This window comes from Marinobacter sp. BW6 (assembly GCF_008107725.1).
In the GTDB taxonomy this organism is placed as follows: Bacteria; Pseudomonadota; Gammaproteobacteria; order Pseudomonadales; family Oleiphilaceae; genus Marinobacter.
In genome coordinates this window covers 1,370,256-1,390,889 of record NZ_VIRN01000064.1, presented here as the reverse complement: position 1 = coordinate 1,390,889, position 20,634 = coordinate 1,370,256, and the positions used below count along the sequence as shown (strand labels likewise).

At 56.7% G+C, this 20,634-nt stretch carries 22 protein-coding genes; 16 read left to right on the top strand and 6 right to left on the bottom strand.

Translation table 11 applies throughout. The features are described from left to right. Positions 1-92: 92 nt before the first annotated feature. A complete protein-coding gene (locus FMN52_RS19870) occupies positions 93-257 on the top strand; it encodes a hypothetical protein (RefSeq protein ID WP_162851874.1) in 165 nt (54 codons plus the stop codon). A 15-nt stretch (positions 258-272) separates the two neighbouring features. Here FMN52_RS19870 and FMN52_RS15075 read toward each other — a convergent pair whose 3' ends face one another. Together FMN52_RS15075 and FMN52_RS15070 are read right to left on the bottom strand one after the other, a co-directional pair. Further along, a complete protein-coding gene (locus FMN52_RS15075) occupies positions 273-1,295 on the bottom strand; it encodes a CNNM domain-containing protein (protein WP_148609389.1) in 1,023 nt (340 codons plus the stop codon). Continuing rightward, positions 1,292-3,346 carry an NADPH-dependent 2,4-dienoyl-CoA reductase gene (locus FMN52_RS15070; RefSeq protein ID WP_148609388.1) on the bottom strand — a complete coding sequence of 685 codons (2,055 nt, stop codon included), beginning with the start codon at positions 3,344-3,346 and terminating at the stop codon, positions 1,292-1,294. The genes FMN52_RS15075 and FMN52_RS15070 overlap by 4 nt, the downstream gene beginning before the upstream one ends. Before the next feature lie 353 nt (positions 3,347-3,699). Between FMN52_RS15070 and FMN52_RS15065 the strand changes: the two genes are divergently transcribed. The 15 genes from FMN52_RS15065 to FMN52_RS14995 all read left to right on the top strand — a co-directional run bounded on the left by FMN52_RS15065 (position 3,700) and on the right by FMN52_RS14995 (position 17,565). Beyond that, positions 3,700-6,501, top strand: coding sequence for a monovalent cation/H+ antiporter subunit A (locus tag FMN52_RS15065; protein ID WP_148609387.1), 2,802 nt, complete (start codon positions 3,700-3,702; stop codon positions 6,499-6,501). Continuing rightward, positions 6,501-6,866, top strand: a complete 366-nt coding sequence (locus FMN52_RS15060; protein WP_088827508.1) for a Na+/H+ antiporter subunit C — start codon at positions 6,501-6,503, stop codon at positions 6,864-6,866. Before FMN52_RS15065 ends, FMN52_RS15060 begins: the two co-directional genes overlap by 1 nt. Continuing rightward, positions 6,863-8,380: a monovalent cation/H+ antiporter subunit D gene (locus FMN52_RS15055; protein WP_148609386.1), complete on the top strand. Its 1,518-nt coding sequence runs from the start codon at positions 6,863-6,865 to the stop codon at positions 8,378-8,380. The genes FMN52_RS15060 and FMN52_RS15055 overlap by 4 nt, the downstream gene beginning before the upstream one ends. Then, a complete protein-coding gene (locus tag FMN52_RS15050) occupies positions 8,380-8,868 on the top strand; it encodes a Na+/H+ antiporter subunit E (RefSeq protein WP_014577867.1) in 489 nt (162 codons plus the stop codon). The genes FMN52_RS15055 and FMN52_RS15050 overlap by 1 nt, the downstream gene beginning before the upstream one ends. Next, the gene (locus tag FMN52_RS15045) at positions 8,865-9,134 is read left to right on the top strand and encodes a K+/H+ antiporter subunit F (protein ID WP_088827505.1); all 270 of its coding nucleotides are present in this window, start codon (positions 8,865-8,867) and stop codon (positions 9,132-9,134) included. Before FMN52_RS15050 ends, FMN52_RS15045 begins: the two co-directional genes overlap by 4 nt. Positions 9,135-9,175: 41 nt before the next feature. Next, the gene (locus FMN52_RS15040) at positions 9,176-9,508 is read left to right on the top strand and encodes a Na+/H+ antiporter subunit G (protein WP_148609385.1); all 333 of its coding nucleotides are present in this window, start codon (positions 9,176-9,178) and stop codon (positions 9,506-9,508) included. A gap of 115 nt (positions 9,509-9,623) precedes the next feature. Continuing rightward, on the top strand, positions 9,624-11,933 hold the full coding sequence (locus tag FMN52_RS15035; RefSeq protein ID WP_205424931.1) for a putative monovalent cation/H+ antiporter subunit A: 2,310 nt from the start codon (positions 9,624-9,626) through the stop codon (positions 11,931-11,933). Next, a complete protein-coding gene (locus FMN52_RS15030) occupies positions 11,930-12,355 on the top strand; it encodes a Na+/H+ antiporter subunit B (RefSeq protein WP_148609384.1) in 426 nt (141 codons plus the stop codon). Before FMN52_RS15035 ends, FMN52_RS15030 begins: the two co-directional genes overlap by 4 nt. A 34-nt stretch (positions 12,356-12,389) precedes the next feature. Next, the gene (locus FMN52_RS15025; protein ID WP_148609383.1) at positions 12,390-12,737 is read left to right on the top strand and encodes a Na+/H+ antiporter subunit C; all 348 of its coding nucleotides are present in this window, start codon (positions 12,390-12,392) and stop codon (positions 12,735-12,737) included. Further along, positions 12,734-14,248, top strand: coding sequence for a Na+/H+ antiporter subunit D (locus tag FMN52_RS15020; protein WP_148609382.1), 1,515 nt, complete (start codon positions 12,734-12,736; stop codon positions 14,246-14,248). Before FMN52_RS15025 ends, FMN52_RS15020 begins: the two co-directional genes overlap by 4 nt. Further along, positions 14,245-14,718, top strand: a complete 474-nt coding sequence (locus tag FMN52_RS15015; protein ID WP_014577874.1) for a Na+/H+ antiporter subunit E — start codon at positions 14,245-14,247, stop codon at positions 14,716-14,718. Before FMN52_RS15020 ends, FMN52_RS15015 begins: the two co-directional genes overlap by 4 nt. Positions 14,719-14,727: 9 nt before the next feature. Then, complete coding sequence (locus tag FMN52_RS15010) at positions 14,728-15,000, top strand: monovalent cation/H+ antiporter complex subunit F (protein WP_148609381.1); 273 nt, start codon at positions 14,728-14,730, stop codon at positions 14,998-15,000. Next, the gene (gene mnhG / locus FMN52_RS15005; RefSeq protein ID WP_148609380.1) at positions 14,993-15,400 is read left to right on the top strand and encodes a monovalent cation/H(+) antiporter subunit G; all 408 of its coding nucleotides are present in this window, start codon (positions 14,993-14,995) and stop codon (positions 15,398-15,400) included. Before FMN52_RS15010 ends, mnhG begins: the two co-directional genes overlap by 8 nt. 71 nt (positions 15,401-15,471) lie before the next feature. Further along, the gene (locus FMN52_RS15000; protein WP_088827498.1) at positions 15,472-15,753 is read left to right on the top strand and encodes a pyrimidine/purine nucleoside phosphorylase; all 282 of its coding nucleotides are present in this window, start codon (positions 15,472-15,474) and stop codon (positions 15,751-15,753) included. A 168-nt stretch (positions 15,754-15,921) separates the two neighbouring features. Continuing rightward, on the top strand, positions 15,922-17,565 hold the full coding sequence (locus FMN52_RS14995; RefSeq protein WP_148609379.1) for a fatty acid--CoA ligase: 1,644 nt from the start codon (positions 15,922-15,924) through the stop codon (positions 17,563-17,565). Between the two features lie 59 nt (positions 17,566-17,624). Here FMN52_RS14995 and FMN52_RS14990 read toward each other — a convergent pair whose 3' ends face one another. The 4 genes from FMN52_RS14990 to FMN52_RS14975 all read right to left on the bottom strand — a co-directional run bounded on the left by FMN52_RS14990 (position 17,625) and on the right by FMN52_RS14975 (position 20,630). Further along, entirely contained in the window at positions 17,625-18,908 is a 1,284-nt protein-coding gene (locus FMN52_RS14990; RefSeq protein WP_275898192.1) for a D-amino acid dehydrogenase, read from the bottom strand. 114 nt (positions 18,909-19,022) lie between these two features. After that, positions 19,023-19,379 carry a translation initiation factor Sui1 gene (locus tag FMN52_RS14985; RefSeq protein ID WP_148609377.1) on the bottom strand — a complete coding sequence of 119 codons (357 nt, stop codon included), beginning with the start codon at positions 19,377-19,379 and terminating at the stop codon, positions 19,023-19,025. Positions 19,380-19,414: 35 nt separating this feature from the next. Next, positions 19,415-19,942 (bottom strand): DUF4136 domain-containing protein, encoded by a 528-nt coding sequence (locus FMN52_RS14980; protein ID WP_205424954.1) that lies wholly within the window; start codon positions 19,940-19,942, stop codon positions 19,415-19,417. Between the two features lie 82 nt (positions 19,943-20,024). Beyond that, positions 20,025-20,630 carry a YigZ family protein gene (locus FMN52_RS14975; protein WP_148609375.1) on the bottom strand — a complete coding sequence of 202 codons (606 nt, stop codon included), beginning with the start codon at positions 20,628-20,630 and terminating at the stop codon, positions 20,025-20,027. Positions 20,631-20,634 lie beyond the last annotated feature (4 nt).

Sequence of the window (20,634 nt, the reverse complement as noted above, 5' to 3'; positions counted from 1 at the left end):
TGGCCCGGCTTATGCATTGGTTTTCAGCGAAGGCCAATATCCGGTCTGAAACGTAAAGATTACCGACAGGTGTCACTATGGGGAGGTCCGCCATGAACGCACCAATCAGACAAAGCCAGGCAGACATTCTGAGCAAGCTATACGACATGAAGCGCAAGCAGATCGAGCAGGCACTGCATCAGGGAAACAGCTTTAGATGTCAGGTACTTGAAGCGGAAGCCGAGGCGATTTCCAATGCCTTGAAAGCCGCCCGCTAACGATTTTAAATCCTTCTATCCGGAGCCAAACTTCTTCAGACGGCGGCTCCAGCGCTGCTTCGCATACCGGCGAAGGTTAGAGACATTATCGGTTTCATCCATGATTTCGGTGCCCAGAAGTGTCTCCAATATGTCCTCCAGCGTCACTATTCCCAGCCAGGTACCCAGCTCATCATAGACTACGGCCAGGTGTTGCCGCTCTCTGAGCATGTCCGAGAAAAGAAATTCGATATTGGTGTTGCCTTTGACCCGCTTTATTTTCCGCATGTGCTCCAGCAGGTCGACATCGCCATCGAGATTGATCAGGTCTGCCCGATGCAGGTATCCAAGCGCCTCGCCGTCTTCATCGATTACCGGATAGCGGGAGAACGGTGATCTTCTGACCTGCTCCCGAAACTGGTCGTAGGTGATGTCCGGGTCAACGTATTTGCAAACCGTCCGTGGCGTCATCACGGAACTGACCTTGATTTCATGGAATCGCAGAACGTTTTGGATCATCCGCCGTTCGTCTTCGTCCAGGGCTTGCTGATCCTTTCCTATCTCTGCCAGGGCGCTGATCTCCGCGCGGATATCAACGTCCGCCTCGCCGGATCCAATTCGACGGGTTACCTGTTTGGACAACCAGATGAACGGCAACAGCGCCTTGATCATGAAGCCCAGGATTGCCGGCAACCGTGGCGCAATACTCCGCCAGTACTTGGCACCGATGGTCTTGGGAATAATTTCCGAGAAGATCAGGATGGCAAGCGTCATAACAGCAGAAGCAATGCCCAGCCAGGCCTCACCAAAAACCACCGTCACCTGGGCGCCAACACCCGTGGCGCCCACGGTATGGGCAACCGTGTTCAATGTAAGGATTGCAGACAGCGGATCGTCCACATCATCTTTCAGTTTGCGCAACCGGGCGAAGAGCCGCGGATTCTCTTTCTTTAATGAAGCGATGTAGCTCGGAGTGACAGAAAGCAACGCCGCTTCAAGAATGGAGCACAAAAAGGAAAAGCCAATCGAAAGCACTGCGAAGGCAATTAGTAATGTCATAGTTTGGCTGCGACTTCCGTTCCTTGCCGGATGGCCCGTTTTGCGTCCAGTTCTTCGGCAACATCAGCGCCACCGATAAGATGAGCGTTCATCCCAGAGTCCGACAAATAATCGAAAAGTTCCCTGAAGGGTTCCTGACCGGCGCAAATGATCACATTATCCACAGCCAACACTCGAGTTTCCGTCACCTTACCGTCTTTATCAGTCAGGGAAATATGCAGTCCCTGATCGTCAATCCGATCATAGCGACAGCCCCTCAGCATCTCGACTTCGCGATGTTTCAGACTGTTGCGGTGAACCCAGCCCGAGGTCTTGCCCAAGCCGCCACCCACCTTGCCAGTCTTTCTCTGCATCAGGTAAATCTTGCGAGGCGACGGTGTCGGTTGGCGCTCCGCCAGGCCACCGGGGCCTTCAAACTCCGGGTTAACGCCCCACTCCGCCTGCCAGTCGGAAACACTGACCTGCTCTCCTTCAGCATGATGGCTGAAGTCATGTGTCAGGAATTCGCTGACATCGAAGCCTATGCCGCCGGCACCAATGACCGCCACGGTCTCTCCAACCGGTTTGTTGTGACGAAGCACATCGAGGTAGCCGAGCACTTTGGGGTGATCAATGCCATCGATTTTCGGGGTTCTTGGTTTCACGCCGGTGGCGATCACCACATCATCGAAACCCTGTTCCTTCAATGAGTCTGCGTTCGCTCGAGTGCCAAGCTTGAGGTCGATCTCCAGCAACTCGATCTGACGCTGGTAATAGCGAAGGGTTTCGTAAAATTCTTCCTTGCCCGGAATGCGCTTGGCGTAATTGAACTGGCCGCCGATCTGGTCGTCCGCTTCGAACAGAGTCACCTTGTGGCCCCGTTTCGCGGCCGTTGTCGCAGCTGCCAGCCCTGCGGGCCCAGCACCAACCACGGCGACCCGGCGCACAACTGGCGCCACCGTCAACACCAGCTCGGTTTCGTGGCACGCTCGCGGGTTCACGAGGCACGATGCCCGTTTGGCCTGAAAAGCGTGGTCCAGGCAGGCCTGGTTACAGGCAATGCAGGTGTTGATTTCGTCACTGCGCCCCTGCTCGGCCTTGCGTACAAACTCACTGTCCGCCAACAGAGGCCGGGCCATCGACACCATATCCGCCTTGCCGGCTGCAAGAATTTCTTCCCCTTTTTCCGGGGTGTTGATGCGGTTGGTGGTACACACCGGGATATCCACCTCGCCGTAGAACTTGGCGGTGACATCGGCGAAACCGCCCCGGGGAACCGAGGTGACGATGGTGGGCACCCGGGCTTCATGCCAGCCAATGCCGGTATTGATGATGGTAGCGCCCGCCTGCTCGATGGCCTTGCCCAGTGTCACGATCTGATCCCAGCTCTGGCCGCCCTCGACCAGGTCCAGCATGGACAGCCGGTAGATAATGATGAATTCAGGCCCAACGGCTTCGCGCATACGGCGGACAATTTCCACGGGCAGGCGCATGCGGTTCTCGTAAGGGCCGCCCCATTTGTCCGCCCTCTTGTTGGTCCGCTCACACAAAAACTGGTTAATGAAATAGCCTTCGGAGCCCATCACTTCTACGCCGTCATAACCAGCGAACTTGGCGAGTTTTGCGGCATTAACGAAATCATTGATCTGACTTTCAACCCCTTTCGAGGAAAGGGCGCGGGCCTTGAACGGGCTGATTGGCGCCTTGGTTGCCGACGCCGAGACAATCAGCGGCTGGTAGCCATAGCGTCCCGCGTGCAAGATCTGCATGCAGATCTTGCCTCCCGCCTCATGCACCGCCCCGGTAACATGACGATGTAGCAGGGCCGTTGCCCGGTTGTTCATTGTTGAGGCAAGGGGAGCCAACTGCCCCACCAGATTGGGCGAGAAGCCACCCGTGACCATGAGCCCAACGCCGCCTTCTGCGCGCTCGGCAAAGTACCGCGCGAACTTGTGGATGTTCCAGAACCGGTCCTCAAGGCCCGTATGCATGGACCCCATCAGCACCCGGTTCTTGAGTTCAGTGAAGCCGAGATCCAGGGGTTTCAGAAGGTTGGGATAGATGTCGCTCATGAGAGTCTCTCTATAAATATTTATCGCGAGTATACACTTGATCAATGGCAAGTTGACTTGACCTTCCAGACGGGGCACGTATCATCGGCAATCAAGTTTGACTGACGGAGCAACCATGACCGCAAGGTCCTACGGCTGCACAAGAGTTACCCGCCCACCTGTTACCGCTGACATCGCGCGGCACCGGGGACGTCTACCGTACTTCCCGGACCCGCCTGCTTCCTGCTGATCCACCTCACTCTCCATGCCGTAAAGGCATCGGTGCTTAATGTGCAGGGTGGCCGGCCGGAGACTAGACTCAGGCGAACATGCCTTTAATACTCACGTAAAAGAAAACCAATAACGAGGTTGCGATGTCGCTACCGCTGGTTGTTTTACTGCCTTTTCTGGGCGCCATAGCCGCCCCCCTGTTCGCCCAGGGCGGCAGAACGGCGATTGCCGTTGCATCTTCTGTACCCGCGTTGATTGCACTCGCAGCCCTTTTCCCGCATTGGGATACGCTTGCCGGTGGCGGCGTGGTTCTGCACAGCTACGAATGGCTGCCGGCCCTCGGGCTCTCCTTCAGTTTCCGGCTGGACGGGCTTTCCCTGCTGTTCGCCCTGCTGATCCTGATTATCGGGCTGCTGATCATTCTCTACGCCCGCTATTACCTGAAGGCTCATGAAAACGTCGGCAAGTTCTACGCCCTGCTGCTGTGCTTCAAGGGCTCCATGCTCGGCATCGTGCTCTCAAGCAACCTGCTCCTGATGATGATTTTCTGGGAGCTGACCAGCCTGACCTCGTTCCTACTGATCAGCTTCTGGACCCACAAACAGGACGCCCGTCGTGGCGCACGGATGGCACTTGCCGTCACCGGCGGCGGTGGACTCGCGCTGCTGGCCGGCATACTGATCATCGGCAATATTGTCGGCAGCTTCGAACTCGATGATGTTCTGGCGGCCGGTGACCAGATCAAGGCCCATGCCCTGTATCCGGTCGCTCTTACCCTGGTTCTGCTCGGGGCCTTCACCAAATCGGCCCAGTTTCCGTTCCATTTCTGGCTACCGCACGCCATGCAGGCGCCGACCCCGGTATCTGCCTACCTGCACTCGGCCACCATGGTCAAAGCCGGTATCTTTCTCATGGCCCGGCTGTATCCGGCCCTGGCAGGCACGGAACAGTGGTTCTACATGGTCAGCTTTACCGGCATGGCCACCCTGCTCATCGGCGCCTATGTCGCCATGTTCAAGCATGATCTTAAGGGACTTCTGGCGCACTCAACGGTGAGCCATCTGGGCCTGATCACCCTTCTGTTCGGTATGGGCACGCAGCTCGCCGCCGTGGCCGCCGTCTTCCACGTGATCAACCACGCCATCTTTAAAGCCTCTCTGTTTATGGCGGCCGGGATTATCGATCACGAGACCGGCACCCGGGACATGCGCCGCATCAACGGCCTCTGGCGCTACATGCCCCACACCGCGACCCTGGCCATGGTGGCCGCTTCATCCATGGCCGGTGTCCCCTTGCTGAACGGCTTCCTGAGCAAGGAGATGTTCTTCGCCGAGTCACTGGAGTTGAACCTGCCGGGGCTTTGGGCCTGGCTACCACCAATTGTCGCCACTCTCGCCGGTATTTTCGCTGTGGCGTATTCGGCCCGCTTTGTCCACGATGTGTTCTTCAACGGCAAGCCCGTGGATCTTCCTATTTATCCACCTCATGAGCCTCCTCGCTACATGAAGTTTCCGGTTGAGATCCTGGTGTTTGCCTGCATCATGGTCGGTGTTTTCCCTGCCATCTCTGTCGGCCCTCTGCTCCATATCGCCGCCTCGGCCACGCTCGGCGGCGACGTGCCGGACTACACGCTTTCTGTCTATCATGGCTTCAACCTTCCGCTGATCATGAGTTTTGTCGCGTTCTTCGGTGGTCTGTTGATGTACAGTCAGCGTCAGCGCTTCTTCGACTTCCACGCCCGATTCAAGGAGATTGATGAGAAGGCGGTGTTTGAAGCGGTGGTCCTGCGAATTGTCGATATGGCCAACAGATTCACCACGCGCATCGAAAATGGCTCGCTTCAGCGATACGTCATGCTTCTCCTGGTAAGCGCCATCGCGGTCGCAGCCATGCCGCTTCTTGGTCTTGGCATTTTTGTTGGCGAAAACGGGCTAAGCCCGGTAGATATGCCAACGGCGATCGCGGCCGGTCTGTTGATCCTCTGTGCACTGACAACAGCCATCCTGCACCGGCAGCGGTTCTATGCGCTTGTTCTTCTGAGCGTGGTCGGCCTGATCGTAGCTCTGGCTTTCGCCCGCTTCTCAGCACCAGATCTCGCAATGACACAGCTTTCCGTCGAAGTCGTGACCATTGTTCTGCTGATGCTTGCGATCTTTTACATGCCTGCATGGACTCCAATCGAGACACCGCTGAAACGTCGGCTGCGGGATATTGCCATTGCGGCGGTTGCCGGGATTGGCATGACGCTGGTCACCCTGGCCATGCTGACCCAACCGTTCAGCTCGATTTCTGATTTCTTCCTCGAAAACAGCAAATCCGGCGGTGGCGGTACCAATGTGGTCAACGTGATCCTGGTGGACTTCCGGGGCTTCGATACCCTGGGCGAGATCACCGTTCTCGCCATTGCGGCCCTGGGTATTTACGCGATGCTCAAGGACACCGCCCTGACGCCACCGCCCAGCGACGGCGAGGGCCATGCGTGGACGCGGGATTCCCACCCGTTGATGCTTCGGTTGATTGCCCGACCCATGCTGCCACTGGCACTGATGGTATCCGCATTCATTTTCCTGCGGGGCCACAATTTGCCCGGTGGCGGCTTTATCGCCGGCCTGGTCACTTCGGTTGCCCTTATCCTCCAGTACATTGCCAGCGGCATGAACTGGACCGAGGACCGAATCACTTTCCGCTACCACAACGTGATCGGCCTGGGCCTGCTCTTCGCAACGGTTGCAGGCGCCGGAAGCCTCGCCTTTGGCTATCCGTTCCTGACCTCCACGTTCGATTACATAACCTGGCCCGTGGTTGGCAAATTTGAGGTCGCGTCTGCCCTTATCTTTGACCTGGGCGTCTATCTCACCGTGATCGGCGCTACCCTGCTTGCGCTGGTAAGTATCGGCCGGATATCCCCCCATTCCGCCATAAAGAGTAAAAAGGAGGGTGCATAATGGAGCTTGTTTTTGCGCTGGTCATTGGTGCCCTGACGGCATCCGGCGTTTATCTGATTCTGCGGGCTCGCACCTTTCCTGTAGTCGTGGGACTCACCATGCTGTCCTACGGTGTGAATCTTTTTCTCTTCTCCAGCGGTCGCCTGGCGACCGGCCAGCAACCGGTCCTCGGAACCGCTGCGAGCTATTCCGACCCGCTGCCACAGGCACTGGTACTGACTGCTATCGTGATTGGCTTCGCCATGACCGCGTTCGTTGTCGTACTGTCACTGCGCAACCTGGCAGACAACGAGGACGACCATGTGGATGGTAAACAGCCCTACAAATCGCCGGCTCCGGAAGAAGAGGAGGTAACCGGTAAATGAACCACTGGCTTACCGCTCCTGTTCTGATTCCGCTGCTAGGTGGCATTCTTCAGGCTTTCATGGGCTATGCACCCATCAGTCTTCGCCGCACGCTGGCACTGGCTACAACCGTTTTGATGCTGGTTTCTGCCATCGTGCTGCTGGTAATGGCAGACGACGGCAGCTATCGCATCTATGCGTTCGGCAACTGGCAGCCACCATTCGGGATCGTATTGGTCCTGGACCGCCTGGCGGCACTGATGCTGGTCATGACGGCCGTGCTGGCCCTGTTCTGTCACATTTATTCGATCGGCGGTGCCGACGAGGGTAACCGCCAGTTCCATGCACTTTTCCTGTTCCAGCTGATGGGGCTGAACATCGCCTTCCTGACGGGTGACCTGTTCAACCTGTTTGTTGCTTTCGAGGTACTGCTTATTGCCTCGTACGGGTTGCTGATGCATGGCGGCGGCACGATAAGGACCGTTCCGGGCCTGCACTATGTTGTGCTGAACCTGATTGGCTCCGCCGTGTTCCTGATCAGTGTCGGCATGATCTACAGCGTCACTGGCACTCTCAACATGGCAGACCTGGCCGTCAAGATTCCGCAGGTGTCCGGGGAAGGTCTGAACATCGTCAAAGCCGGCGGCATGATGTTACTGGTGGTTTTCGGTCTCAAGGCCGCAATCCTTCCCCTATGCTTCTGGTTACCCCGTGCCTACTCCAAAGCCACGGCGCCCGTGGCCGCGCTGTTCGCAGTGATGACCAAGGTTGGCATATACGCCATTCTGCGGGTGTATCTCCTGATCTTCGGCGACGACGCCGGCGAACTTGCCAATCTGGGCATGGACTGGCTATTCCCAATTGCCCTGGCCACCCTCGCCATGGGGGTTATTGGCGCGCTGGGGTCCGGCAGCCTGAAAACCCTGGTCGCGTGGCAGGTCATCATTTCCGTGGGCACGTTGCTGGCGCCGATCTCGCTCGGGTCCGAAGCAGGTCTGTCTGCTGCCCTGTTCTATCTTTTGAGCACCACCTGGACGGTTGGCGGCCTGTTCCTGGTATCGGAGTTGGTGGCCAACCAAAGGGGCTCGGCCAAGGACCGAATCGTTACCGCCCCCAAAATGCAGAACCGCACCTTCCTGAGCGTGCTGTTCCTGGTCGGTGCCGTAGCAGCAGCTGGTCTTCCGCCATTGAGTGGCTTTTTCGGCAAGGTACTGATTCTGCAATCTGTTCAGTCGGGAACCGAAATGGCATGGCTCTGGTCAGTACTTCTGATCGGCAGTTTCCTGACCGTTATCGCGTACAGCCGCGCTGGCAGTATCGTTTTCTGGCGCACGGTGGATGGTCATCTGGAAAAGCCAGATCCGCTCAACGGCCGGATTTCTGTCGCAGCCGGTGCCCTGACCGCACTGGCAGTGGTGATCGTCGTGCTGGCCGGCCCGATTACCCGCTACACCGATGCCACGGCAGAACAGTTGCACAACAAGGATGCCTATATTGAGATCCTGCAAACCAAGATGGTCAGGGAGGATAGCTGATGCTTGATCGCCTGAGTTTTCCCCAGCCCTGGCTGAGCCTTACCCTTTTTATCACCTGGCAGTTTCTGAGTGACGGAATAAGCGGCGGCAGTGCGGTACTGGGCCTGATCCTGGCGTGGGCAATACCGCAGATAACCCAGGGCTTTTGGCCTGATCCGCCGGCGTTCATAAAAGCCTGGAGAGTGCCGGCCTACCTCCTGCGCGTTGTCTGGGATATTGTTATCGCCAGTGTTGAAGTGGCAAGGCTCATCCTCAGCCCGCGGCCGGCACGACCTGCATTTGTCTGTTATCCCCTGGAGCTGGAGCACCCTCTGGCCATCACAATTCTGGCAAGCACCATCTCGTTGACGCCCGGCACTGTTAGCGCTGACGTCAGTGATGACAACAAGCTGCTACTGATTCACGCGCTCGACGCGGAAGATGATCAGACAGTTATCGACACGATCAAAACCCGCTACGAGAAGCCTCTGCTGGAGATGTTTCAATGATAGTTACCGCCCTCTACATCACCATTGCCATGGTCACTGTGGCGGCGCTTTTAAATGTATACCGTCTGATCAAGGGACCGGATGCGCCCGATAGAGTGCTGGCACTCGACACGCTCTACATCAACGCCATTGCTTTGATCATTCTGCTGGGCCTCACACTTGGAACACGCATGTACCTTGAGGCGGCTCTACTGATTGCTGTAATGGGCTTTGTTGGAACCGTCGCCATGGCCAAATATCTGAAACGGGGCAGCGTCATTGAGTAAGCCCACACCCGGCAAACAAATGCTCCTGGAGGAAACACCCGATGAATCCCTATGCTGAATACGCCATCTGCCTGCTTTTGCTTATCGGCGGCGCATTTACCCTGATCGGCGCTATTGGCCTGGCTCGCTTACCTGACTTCTTCACTCGCCTTCATGGCCCCACCAAAGCCACCACGGTTGGGGTAGGCGCTATTGTAATCAGCTCTGTGATCTACTTCAGCACACTTGGACAGGGTATTGGTATTGAGGAATTCCTGATCACCGCCTTTCTGTTCATGACAGCGCCTGTGAGCGCCAACTTCCTGGCAAAAGCTGCCATGCATTTGAAGGTTAAAACCACAGAAAACACCCGGGGCCACCCCTGGGACCAGTAATTCAGTCAATAACTCAAAGAACTTTTTTTGCTAAGGAATCGTATTAAATACTGATTATAAAAACCGCCGTTAACTGCAGGACGTTTTAACTTGGGTCTTAAAGGAGCACCCTTGAATGATGTTACTGGCTGTGCTTTCGGGATTTTTGCTGGCTGTGGCGGTTCCCACGCTCTATCGCGTTGCAGGCAAACACATTGGCTGGGTGCTGGCCCTTCTCCCCGCATTGCTGACGGCCTATTTTGCCAGCCTGATCCCGGCGGTCAGCGACGGTGAAACTCTTCTGATTCGTAACCAGTGGATGCCTGGGCTCGGCGTCTCGCTGGATTTCATGGTTGATGGCCTGGCACTGGTCTTCGCGCTTCTGATCAGCGGCATCGGAACCTTTATCCTGATCTATGCCGGCTCTTACCTCCAGGGCCATAAGGATCTCGGCCGTTTCTACGTCACCATGCTGTCGTTCATGGCGTCGATGCTGGGGCTGGTGTTATCCGATAACCTCATCACTTTTTTCGTGTTCTGGGAACTGACCAGCATCACGTCCTACATGCTGATCGGCTTCAACCATGAAGATGCAGAAGCCAGGAAATGCGCCCTGCAGGGACTCTTCGTCACAGCGGGAGGCGGCCTGGTACTGATGGCCGGTCTGATCCTCCTGATCTTCATCACCGGCAGCTATTCGTTCTCCGAGATACTGGCATCCGATCTCGCCATTCACGACCATGGTTACTACACCGCGGCGGCGGTTTGCATACTCATCGGAGCCTTCACCAAGTCTGCGCAGGTACCTTTTCACTTCTGGTTACCCAATGCCATGGCTGCGCCCACTCCCGTTTCTGCCTACCTGCACTCGGCGACCATGGTCAAGGCCGGCGTCTATTTGCTGGCACGTCTGAATTCATCCATGGACGGGGATGCGCTATGGAGCAACTCCCTGATGTTTTTTGGCGCTGCAACCATGCTCACTGGCGCCTACCTGGCCTTCAGTAGCACCGGCATCAAGAAGGTGCTTGCATACTCGACGGTCATGGCACTGGGCACCCTGACCATGCTCATCGGGGTCGGCACAGAAAAGGCGATCATCGCTTTCGTCTGCGTTCTGGTGGCGCACTCGCTTTATAAGGGCGCCTTGTTCATGCTTGCGGGCGCACTGGACCACGAAACAGGCACCAAAGACATCACGAAAATGGGCGGGCTCTGGCGCAGCATGCCGAGGACCGCGGCTATTACCGGTCTGGCTGCATTGTCGCTGGCAGGGCTTCCGCCACTTTTCGGTTTCGTTGCCAAGGAATTGATGTTCGAGTCGGTTATCAACTCGCCGGGGTGGCCCTGGGCGCTCCTGACAGCGGCTGTCGCTTCTTCGATTCTGGTCGTGGCCGTAGCGGGACTGGTTTTCCTGAAGCCGTTTTTCGGTCCCGTTCGCACCACTCCGAAACAGCCCCACGACGCCCCCGTCGCCATGTTGATTGGCCCGGCCGTATTGACCCTTCTGGCGCTGATTTTTGGCGTGGCGCCGTTTTTGCCCGCAACCTTCGTGCTGGATGCCACAGTCTCATCCGTCTATGGCAGTGGGGTAGAGACGGCTCTGGCCCTGTGGCACGGAGTGAATGTTCCGTTGATGCTGTCTGGCGCCAGCCTCCTCGCAGGCTCCCTGCTTTTTGTGACCTGGCAGCGACTGCATTCGACGCTTTACGCCGTCAACACCGCCGCCAGCCGCTTTGGTCCTGAGGCGGGCTATTTCCGATTCATGCTCGGAATCACCCAGGTTGCAAGCTGGCAAACCCGAGTGCTGCAGAACGGGGTTCTCGGCATCTATCTGCTGATCCTCGTTCTGGTCACTTTTGGTCTGACGGGCTACACGCTGTTCACCCGCCACGGTTTTCAGCTGGATTTCGATTTCAGCAACGGCTACTTCTACGAGTTTGGCATTGCTCTTCTTATTGTCGCGGCAACGATCTTTGCCAGCGTCACACGGTCCCGGCTGGGTTCCGTTGCCTCAGTCGGTGTGCTGGGTTTCGGGGTGGCCCTGATATTCATCCACTTCAGCGCTCCCGACCTTGGCATCACGCAGCTCCTGGTGGAGACCCTGACTGTGATATTGCTGGTTCTGGTGCTCTTCAAACTGCCGCCTTTCGTCAACCTCTCATCGCCGTGGGAACGTTATCGGGACCTGGCGGTGGCGGTTTTTGCCGGCGCGATCATGACCCTGCTGATGCTTGCGGTACTGGATATCCAGTACTTCGACAGTATCTCCAGTTATTACATTGAAAACAGTTATGGCCTGGCCTTCGGCAAAAACATCGTCAATGTAATTCTGGTGGATTTCAGGCAGCTGGACACCCTGGGAGAAATCTTTGTTCTGGGCCTTGCGGCGATGGGTGTTTACTCAATGGTCAAACTCAGGGCGGAGGACCAGCACAAGCCATGAAAACCAACACGCTCATTCTCCACACCGCCGCTCTTGCCATTATGCCGCTACAACTGATGTTTTCGGTGTTCCTGCTTTTGCGCGGGCACGACGAACCCGGCGGCGGTTTTATCGGTGGACTGGTGGCGGCAAGTGCTTTTGTGCTTTATGCCTTCGCCTTTGGCGCTGAATCAACACGCCAGCTGCTGCGTGTCAGCCCTCGGGATATTCTGGCAGCCGGTTTGCTCTTCGGTCTCGCCTCAACAATCCCTGCCTTCTGGACTGGCCAGGCCATGCTTACCGCACTCTGGTGGGAGGTTCCACTCCCCGGTGAAGGCTACCTGAAACTATCAACCGTTCTGATTTTCGACATTGGCGTGTACCTGGCCGTCCTGGGCACGCTGATGACCTTTGTGATCAGCCTGATGGAGTCGGAAGAATGAACGGTGCATTCATTGCCAGGGAGGTGTCTCAGTTATGGAAACATTGATGGCCTATGTCGTTGGGCTGCTTTTTACAGCCAGCATATACATGATGCTGCGCCGCTCTATCGTCAAACTCGTCATTGGCCTGATCATTCTGAGCAATGCGGCCAACCTACTGATTTTCGTCGTCGCGGGTTTGACCCGGGGCGCGCCACCTCTGATTCCTGATGGGGCGAGCGAAGTCGTTGGAGCAGTGGCCGACCCATTGCCACAGGCCCTTATTCTCACCGCCATTGTGATTGCTTTCAGCGTCCTGGCGTTCGCCGTGGTTCTGATCCGTCGTGCCTACGAAGTGGTCGGAACCGATGACCTGGACAAGATGAAGGATACGGATACTTGAACCCGGAACTCGTTCTCCCGATCCTGATACCCCTGACAGCCGGAGCTCTGTCCCTGGCATTCTGGCGCTCCATCAAGCTTCAGCGGATCCTTGCAGTTATTGCCACCGGGCTGTTGCTGGCGGCCGGCATCTGGCTCATGCACTCAACTATTGAGCAGGGCTTCCTGGTGGTGGAAATGGGCAGTTGGCCTGCACCCTTCAGCATCGTGCTGGTGTCCGATGTTCTTGGCGCCATCATGATTGTGCTAACCGGCATTATCGGCCTTGCCATCGCAATCTATTCGCTGGCCTCAACGCCGAAAGGTCATGAAAAATTCGGTTATTACCCCCTGATGCACCTGCTACTCGCCGGCGTGGCCGGAGCCTTTCTGACTGGCGATATATTCAACCTGTTCGTCTGGTTCGAGGTGATGCTGCTCGCATCGTTTGCTCTCCTGACCCTGGGCGGAGAGCGGGCCCAGATGGAAGGCGCCATCAAGTACGTGACCCTGAACCTGTTCTCGTCGGCTATTTTTCTCTCCGCCGTGGGCCTGCTTTACGGGATGGTGGGCACCCTGAACATGGCGGACATCGCCCAAAAACTGAACAGCGTGGAAGACCCGGGCATGGTGACGGTGGTCTCCTTGATGTTCATGGTATCGTTCGGCATCAAGGCGGCGGCGTTCCCGCTGTTTTTCTGGCTCCCTGCCTCCTATCACACGCCGCAAGTCGCCGTCTCAGCGCTGTTTGCAGGGCTCCTGACCAAGGTAGGGGTTTACGCACTCTATCGGGTGTTCACGCTGATCTTCACGCAGGACGTCGCCTACACACACACCATATTACTCTGGGCCGCGGCCCTGACAATGCTGACCGGCGTTCTCGGCGCGGCGGCGCAGTTCGAATTCCGGCGAATCCTTTCTTTCCACATTGTCAGCCAGATCGGCTACATGCTGCTCGGGCTGGCGCTATTCACGCCTCTGGCCCTGATTGGCGGCGTGTTTTACATCATGCACCACATCATTGTGAAGACGAATCTGTTCCTGGTGAGCGGCATCACCTACCGTCTGCTTGGGAGCTATGAGCTGAAGAACCTGGGCGGTGTTTACCGTCAGCGCCCGTACCTCGCTCTGTTGTTTTTGATTCCGGCGCTCTCGCTCGCCGGTATTCCGCCTTTGTCCGGTTTTTTCGCCAAGTTCATTGTGGTGAAAGCCAGCCTGGAGGCCAGTGAATATGTGATCTCCGCCATCGCTCTGCTGGTTGGCTTGCTGACCCTGTACTCAATGATCAAGATCTGGGCGGAAGTCTTCTGGAAAAAGGTTCCCGACCATGTGACCGATGTCGGCAGGCTCAACGGCGAGATAAAAAATACGCACAACTGGGCCTACTATGTGCCGGTGGTCGGGCTTGCGGCTTGCACGCTCATTATTGGCCTGTACGGGCAGCCCATTTACGTTCTGGCCGAGACGGCCGCAGACCAGTTGATGAACCCGCAGCTGTACATAGAAGCGGTTCTTGGAGGGACGCCGAAATGATTGGCCTGTTCTGGAACCTGCTGCTTGCAATCGCCTGGGTGGTTCTCAGTGGCAGCGTCACTGCCATGAACCTGCTGGCCGGCTTCTGTTTTGGCTACATTGCGCTCATGGTTCTACAAAACCAGGTGCCCGCTTTGAAGGGCTACTCCCGGAGAATTCCGAGATTAATCGCCTTCCTGGCCTTTTTCCTGAAAGAGCTGGTGAAATCCAACCTGCGAGTTGCCTACGATGTCGCCACGCCGGTTTGGCACATGAAGCCCGGTGTGATCGCATTTCCGCTACAGGCGCGTACCGATATGGAGATCATGTTCGTCAGTAGTGTGATCTCACTGACACCGGGGACCCTCAGCCTGGATGTTTCCGATGATCGACGGGTGCTGTTCATCCACGCCATGTTTCTTCAGGACGAGGAGCAGCTCAGAAATGACCTGAGAGAACTGGAACACCGAATCCTGAAGGTTATGCGCTAGGAGGCCACCATGCTTGGAATCGCCATTAATATTGTTTATCTCATGCTGTCCCTGGCGTTACTTTTTGCCTTCATCCGGTTAACCCGGGGCCCTTCCCTGGCAGACCGAGTGGTTGCACTTGAGCTGATTGCATCCGTGGTGGTTGGCTATGTTGGGGTTCATGCCATTGATACCGGTGTTTCCAGTTTTCTTGATGTGGCTATCGTGATATCACTCACCGCTTTCCTCGCGGCAATAGGGTTCGCCAGGTTCCTGGAGCGCGGAGGCCTCAAGGATGAGTGAAATTTTCGTTTCTATCCTGTTACTGGCAGGGGCCTCGTTCATGGTGCTTGCAGCCATCGGCATCGTGAGGTTGCCGGACCTGCCAACACGCATGCATGCATCCACCAAAGCGGGTGCGATGGGCGCCATACTGACGATGGCCGGGGTGGCGCTTCATTTCTCCGACAGCGCTGTCGCCGCAAGGGCGATCGCGTTCATCGTATTTATCCTGTTAACGGCACCGATTGCTGCTCATGTCATAGGGCGGGCGGGTTATTTCACCGGTATTTCGCTTTGGAGCGGTACCACCAAAGACGAACTGCGGGAACGATACGATCCAGACACTCACAAGCTTTACAGCGGACTTGAGACTGAAACAGAGCGGCCAATATCCCACAACAGTAAGGACGCCTCAGACTGATTATTTTGTCATTGGAAGTGCACAAAATTCCCGTATAGTAGTCGCCCAAACTTATTCCAGGAGCCCAGCACATGCTGCAAGTAAATGAATATTTCGACGGCCAGGCCAAGTCCATTTCTTTCCAGACCTCGACCCTGCCAGCCACCGTTGGTGTGATCAGCCCGGGCGAGTATGAGTTCGGTACCAGCAAGAAAGAAACCATGACTGTCATAAGCGGTGCGCTCACCGTGCTGCTCCCCGGCATGGAGGAGTGGATGACCTACGGAGCCGGCGAGAGTTTTGACGTAGCCGGGCAGGCTAGCTTCAAAGCAAAGACCGACATCGATACCGCGTACCTCTGCACTTACGAGTAATACTGCCGCCCTGACGGGCACGTCCGCAGAGCGAAACGGACATCACATCTAAGCTACCGTTCGCTCTGCATTTTTTCACTGTTACCGGTTCCTGTTTCAGCCAATCTGTGTCAGATTTATTCCTGTTTCTCGCGATAACACCAACAACTGGGAAAGAGGAAACAAGTAATGGCACAGACCCGCATCCTATCTCCGGCTGACAACGCCTATCAGTACCCACTTTTGATCAAACAGCTCCTGCTTTCCGGCCCTCGCTATAATCCGGATCAGGAAATCGTCTACTCTAACCGCAGCAAGTACACCTATACCGATCTGGTTGAGCGCATCCACCGCCTGGCAAACGCCTTGACCGATGCCGGTGTAAAACCGGGGGATACGGTTGCAGTGATGGACTGGGATACACCCCGGTACCTGGAGTGCTTCTTTGCCATTCCGATGATTGGTGCCATTCTGCACACGGTCAATATACGGTTGTCCCCGGACCAGATCGTCTACACCATGAACCACGCCGAGGACGATGTGGTTCTGGTGCACGACGACTTCCTCCCGATCATTGAGGCCGTCAAAGACGAGATCAAAACGGTCAAGACCTGGATTCAGCTCACCGACAGCGATGCCGCGAAAAAGGCACCTGTTGATGCTATCGGGGAGTATGAGGGCCTGCTCGCCAAGGCCAATGACAAGTTCGACTTCCCCGATTTCGACGAAAACAGTGTGGCGACCACCTTCTACACTACGGGAACCACAGGCAACCCGAAGGGCGTTTACTTCAGCCACCGCCAGCTGGTACTGCACACGCTGGCCATGACAGGCACCGTGGCGTCATTCGACGAGATGCCGCTGATGCGTTCCTCGTCGGTTTACATGCCAGTGACGCCCATGTTCCATGTGCATGCCTGGGGTGTACCCTATGCCGCCACCATGATGGGCATCAAGCAGGTTTACCCCGGCCGCTATGAGCCGGAGCTGCTGGTCGATCTGCTCAAGGAACACAAAGTGACTTTCTCTCACTGCGTGCCCACCATCATGCAGATGATGATGGCCACCGAATCCATCAAGACGGCCGATCTGAGCAACTGGCACGTATTGATCGGCGGCAGCGCCCTCACCAAAGGCCTGTGCGATGCTGGGGCCAAGCTCGGAATCAAACTGTACACTGCGTACGGCATGTCTGAGACCTGTCCGTTGCTCTGCGCCTCCCACCTCAAACCGGAGGACATGGAACTGCCTCTTGAACAGCAAACTGCGATCCGGGTAAAGACCGGCATTGCGACGCCCATGGTTGAGATGGAAATTGTGGACCCCGAAGGCAATCCGGTCCCCCACGATGGCGAGGCCAAAGGCGAAATCGTGGCCCGCGCGCCGTGGTTGACCCAGGGTTACTTCAAGGAGCCCGAGAAAGGCGAACAGCTCTGGGAAGGTGGCTGGCTTCACACCGGCGACGTTGCCTCGATGGAGCCGGACAACACCATCACCATCAAGGATCGCATCAAGGACGTGATCAAGACCGGCGGTGAGTGGCTGTCTTCACTGGACCTGGAAAACCTGATCAGCCAGCACCCGGCCGTCGCAGGCGCTGCCGTGGTGGGTGTGCCTGATGAAAAATGGGGCGAACGGCCGCACGCACTCGTCACCCTGAAGCCGGGAGAGCAAGCCAGTGCCGGGGATATCCAGAACCACCTGAAGCAGTTTGTGGAAAGCGGCGAAATCAACAAATGGGCAATCCCGGAGCACATTGATTTCGTCGAAGATATTCCGAAGACCAGTGTTGGCAAGATCAACAAGAAACTGATTCGGGATCAGCTGCAGTAGACTGTACCGGAGCAGGAAAAAGGGGTCAGATGAAGGGGTTCATCTGGCCCCTTTCAGTTTTATAGACCGGAAAACGTAAAATCCACCTCCGGCTTGCGGCCGTCAATAATGTCCGCAAGGGCCGCGGCGGAACCACAGGAATGGGTCCATCCCAGGGTACCGTGTCCGGTATTCAGGTAGAGGTTGGCGAAGTGGCTCTTTCCGATGTACGGAACGTTGGAGGGCGTCGCAGGCCGCAAACCGGTCCAGAATTCGGCCTGATCCCAATAACCTGCTTCGGGCATGACTTCCGCTGTGCGGCGCACGATAGCGCGGCAGCGGGTGTAGTTCAGTTTCCGGCTGTAGCCGTTAAGTTCGGCCGTGCCCGCCACACGCATGCGATCACCGAGGCGGGAATAAACCAGCTTGTACTCGTCGTCAGTGAGGCTGACATTGAACGCCGCCTCCTCGTTCTTCACGGGTACCGTAATCGAGTAGCCTTTGGCCGGGTAAATGTTGAGGAAAATACCCAACTGCCGGGCAAGTGCCGCACTGAAGCTGCCCATACTCAGCACATAGGCATCCGCACGGAGGGTCTCATAGCCCCCGTCATGGAGAGTCTGGACCCCGAGTACCCGCTCGCCGGCACGCTCAAAACTCAGGATCTCAGTACCGTACCGGAACTCTACGCCGGCCTCCGCGCAACGCTTTGCGAGATTCTGGGTGAATAACCGCGCATCACCAGATTCGTCTTCAGAGGTGTAGGTTGCTCCGGCAATCCGGTTGCGGATCGGCTTGAGTGCCGGTTCCAGCTCAACCGCACGGTCTGCATCGATAATCTGCCGATCACAACCCAGATCCTGCATGATCCGGGTAGGCTCGATAGCGCCATCAAACTCGGCGGGATTGGTGTAGAAATGCAGGATCCCCTTCTCTAGGTGGTCATACTCTACGCCGGCCTCCTTACGCAGAGTCTGCAATTGGCTTCGGCTGTAGGTGCCAAGGTTCACCATCTGGCGAATATTGTGAGCGGCCCTGGCCGAGGTGCATTGGCCCAGGAAAGAAAGCGCCCAGCGCCACTGGTCTGGATCGAGCCTTGGCCTGAACAACAAGGGTGCGTCCGGCCGGGTGAGCCATTTCAACACTTTCAAAGGGGCTGAGGGATTGGCCCAGGGCTCGGCATGGGATACGGAGATCTGGCCACCGTTGGCATAACTGGTTTCCAGGCCGGCCTGATTCTGGCGATCCACCACGGTTACCTGGTGTCCCTGCTTTTGCAGATACCAGGCCGAGGTGGTGCCTACAACGCCTGCGCCCAAAACCAGTATATGCATGCCTGCCTCCGGTCGAACGGAACCCGCCATCCCTCAGGATATTCCCGGGGAGTTCCGGCCAGATTCCGGTTGATGTGAAACTCGGGATTCGTTATTCGCGGGCTCTATTGTAACGTGAGCATGCGGGAATTGCGTGTTATACCATCAGCCACCAGCGCGCTTGACGGTCCAACCCTTCTGTTCAAGCAATGGAACCAGCAGGTCCCGCTGATCACCCTGGATTTCGACCACACCGTCTTTTACCGTACCACCGGTGCCGCACTTGGCTTTCAACACCTTGGCGTAGGCTTTGAGTTCTTTGTCATCCAATGGAATGCCGGTGACCAGGGTTACACCTTTGCCTTTGCGGCCTTTGGTTTCCCGGCTCACCCTGACGACACCGTCTCCGGCAGGCCGTGATGATGCGGTGCAGCTGCATTCACTCACCGGGTTGCGGCAATCGGGGCACATTCGCCCCTGCTCGGTCGAAAAAACTAGTCCGCCCTCAGATCGCTTCTTCATTCCGTCTCCCTGCTATTCCTGTCTTGCCAGGTCTTTCAATCAAGACCGGGGGGATACTTGGTGAACATTTCAGTCACGACCTCGTCGATCAATTCTCTCCGGGTCTCAGGTGACTGGTTTTCATTGAGATAGCGTCGGCTGGCTGCACGCCAGACAACTTCCTTGGACTTGCTGTCCGCCAGTTCTACCACCAGCTTGCCTTCTTCAATCTCACGCACCGGCGGTGGCGCGGACAGTGCCCAGCCGAAGTTACCGCTGCCAAAACCAAACCCGAGTCCCACGCCGGTCTGCTCAAGCCGCTCTTCCGGCACAATCTGCCAGCTGACCAGCAAATCCGCCTCCGCCTCGGGCACCTGTCGCAGCGCCTTGCGATTCAGCTCTCTCTCAACGGCACTGCGTACCCGAGTGCCGTCGAGTGATGTAAAGGATGACGAGTCGGTACCACTGGCAAACGCCCAGGATGAGTAATTTCCAAAAACCACAGACGAGTTGTAGTCGGTCACCACATTGCTGGCGCAACCGGTCATAGCCAAGGTAACAACCGCTAACATCAGAAAACGCATCATGATTTTTGTCCTCAATTGAGAAGATCGCTATTAAAACAGTATACCCCTAGCGAACATGCAACGATGCCCCCGGGATCCATCACCTTTCAAAACTGTAATCCAGCTTCTGGGCATCGCAGAAAGCCCCGAACTCAGCCTGGCGATCCTCCGGAACCAGCACTCGGGCACGGACGGACGCCCCATAATCAACAGACTCCACCGTTGCACCGTTAATCTCGCACCAGTGGCGTAGGGGCTGCTCGTCGGCAAAGGACAGGGAAACCAGCGCATCGGTCATGGGTTTCTGGACGACCCGGTCAACCGCTGATAGTACGCTCTCTGCCGCCCCGGCATAGGCTCGCACCAGCCCGCCGGCACCCAGCTTGATACCGCCAAAGTACCGGATAACCATTACCAGGACATCGCCCATATCCTTGTGCTGAATCACATTCAGAATCGGCTTGCCGGCCGTTCCGGAAGGTTCGCCATCGTCGTTCATGCCGGCCTCGGCGGCAGAACCGGGGCGGCCGATCTGGTAGGCCCAGCAGATATGACGGGCGTCCGGATGATCCTGGTGAGCCTGCTCCAGCCAATCCTTTACTTCATCCCTGGAGCTCACCGGCGTTACCCGGGCAATAAACCGGCTTTTCTTCACTTCCGTTTCACGCTCAAGGTATCCTGCGGGAACGGGGTAATCTTTTTTCATGGAC

What these genes read in the sequence shown, in the direction of transcription:
- FMN52_RS19870 (WP_162851874.1), top strand. Translation starts at nt 93, where the DNA reads ATGAACGCACCAATCAGACAAAGCCAGGCAGACATTCTGAGCAAGCTA.
- FMN52_RS15075 (WP_148609389.1), bottom strand. Translation starts at nt 1,295, where the DNA reads ATGACATTACTAATTGCCTTCGCAGTGCTTTCGATTGGCTTTTCCTTT.
- FMN52_RS15070 (WP_148609388.1), bottom strand. Translation starts at nt 3,346, where the DNA reads ATGAGCGACATCTATCCCAACCTTCTGAAACCCCTGGATCTCGGCTTC.
- FMN52_RS15065 (WP_148609387.1), top strand. Translation starts at nt 3,700, where the DNA reads ATGTCGCTACCGCTGGTTGTTTTACTGCCTTTTCTGGGCGCCATAGCC.
- FMN52_RS15060 (WP_088827508.1), top strand. Translation starts at nt 6,501, where the DNA reads ATGGAGCTTGTTTTTGCGCTGGTCATTGGTGCCCTGACGGCATCCGGC.
- FMN52_RS15055 (WP_148609386.1), top strand. Translation starts at nt 6,863, where the DNA reads ATGAACCACTGGCTTACCGCTCCTGTTCTGATTCCGCTGCTAGGTGGC.
- FMN52_RS15050 (WP_014577867.1), top strand. Translation starts at nt 8,380, where the DNA reads ATGCTTGATCGCCTGAGTTTTCCCCAGCCCTGGCTGAGCCTTACCCTT.
- FMN52_RS15045 (WP_088827505.1), top strand. Translation starts at nt 8,865, where the DNA reads ATGATAGTTACCGCCCTCTACATCACCATTGCCATGGTCACTGTGGCG.
- FMN52_RS15040 (WP_148609385.1), top strand. Translation starts at nt 9,176, where the DNA reads ATGAATCCCTATGCTGAATACGCCATCTGCCTGCTTTTGCTTATCGGC.
- FMN52_RS15035 (WP_205424931.1), top strand. Translation starts at nt 9,624, where the DNA reads ATGATGTTACTGGCTGTGCTTTCGGGATTTTTGCTGGCTGTGGCGGTT.
- FMN52_RS15030 (WP_148609384.1), top strand. Translation starts at nt 11,930, where the DNA reads ATGAAAACCAACACGCTCATTCTCCACACCGCCGCTCTTGCCATTATG.
- FMN52_RS15025 (WP_148609383.1), top strand. Translation starts at nt 12,390, where the DNA reads ATGGAAACATTGATGGCCTATGTCGTTGGGCTGCTTTTTACAGCCAGC.
- FMN52_RS15015 (WP_014577874.1), top strand. Translation starts at nt 14,245, where the DNA reads ATGATTGGCCTGTTCTGGAACCTGCTGCTTGCAATCGCCTGGGTGGTT.
- FMN52_RS15010 (WP_148609381.1), top strand. Translation starts at nt 14,728, where the DNA reads ATGCTTGGAATCGCCATTAATATTGTTTATCTCATGCTGTCCCTGGCG.
- mnhG (WP_148609380.1), top strand. Translation starts at nt 14,993, where the DNA reads ATGAGTGAAATTTTCGTTTCTATCCTGTTACTGGCAGGGGCCTCGTTC.
- FMN52_RS15000 (WP_088827498.1), top strand. Translation starts at nt 15,472, where the DNA reads ATGCTGCAAGTAAATGAATATTTCGACGGCCAGGCCAAGTCCATTTCT.
- FMN52_RS14995 (WP_148609379.1), top strand. Translation starts at nt 15,922, where the DNA reads ATGGCACAGACCCGCATCCTATCTCCGGCTGACAACGCCTATCAGTAC.
- FMN52_RS14990 (WP_275898192.1), bottom strand. Translation starts at nt 18,908, where the DNA reads ATGGCGGGTTCCGTTCGACCGGAGGCAGGCATGCATATACTGGTTTTG.
- FMN52_RS14985 (WP_148609377.1), bottom strand. Translation starts at nt 19,379, where the DNA reads ATGAAGAAGCGATCTGAGGGCGGACTAGTTTTTTCGACCGAGCAGGGG.
- FMN52_RS14980 (WP_205424954.1), bottom strand. Translation starts at nt 19,942, where the DNA reads ATGCGTTTTCTGATGTTAGCGGTTGTTACCTTGGCTATGACCGGTTGC.
- FMN52_RS14975 (WP_148609375.1), bottom strand. Translation starts at nt 20,630, where the DNA reads ATGAAAAAAGATTACCCCGTTCCCGCAGGATACCTTGAGCGTGAAACG.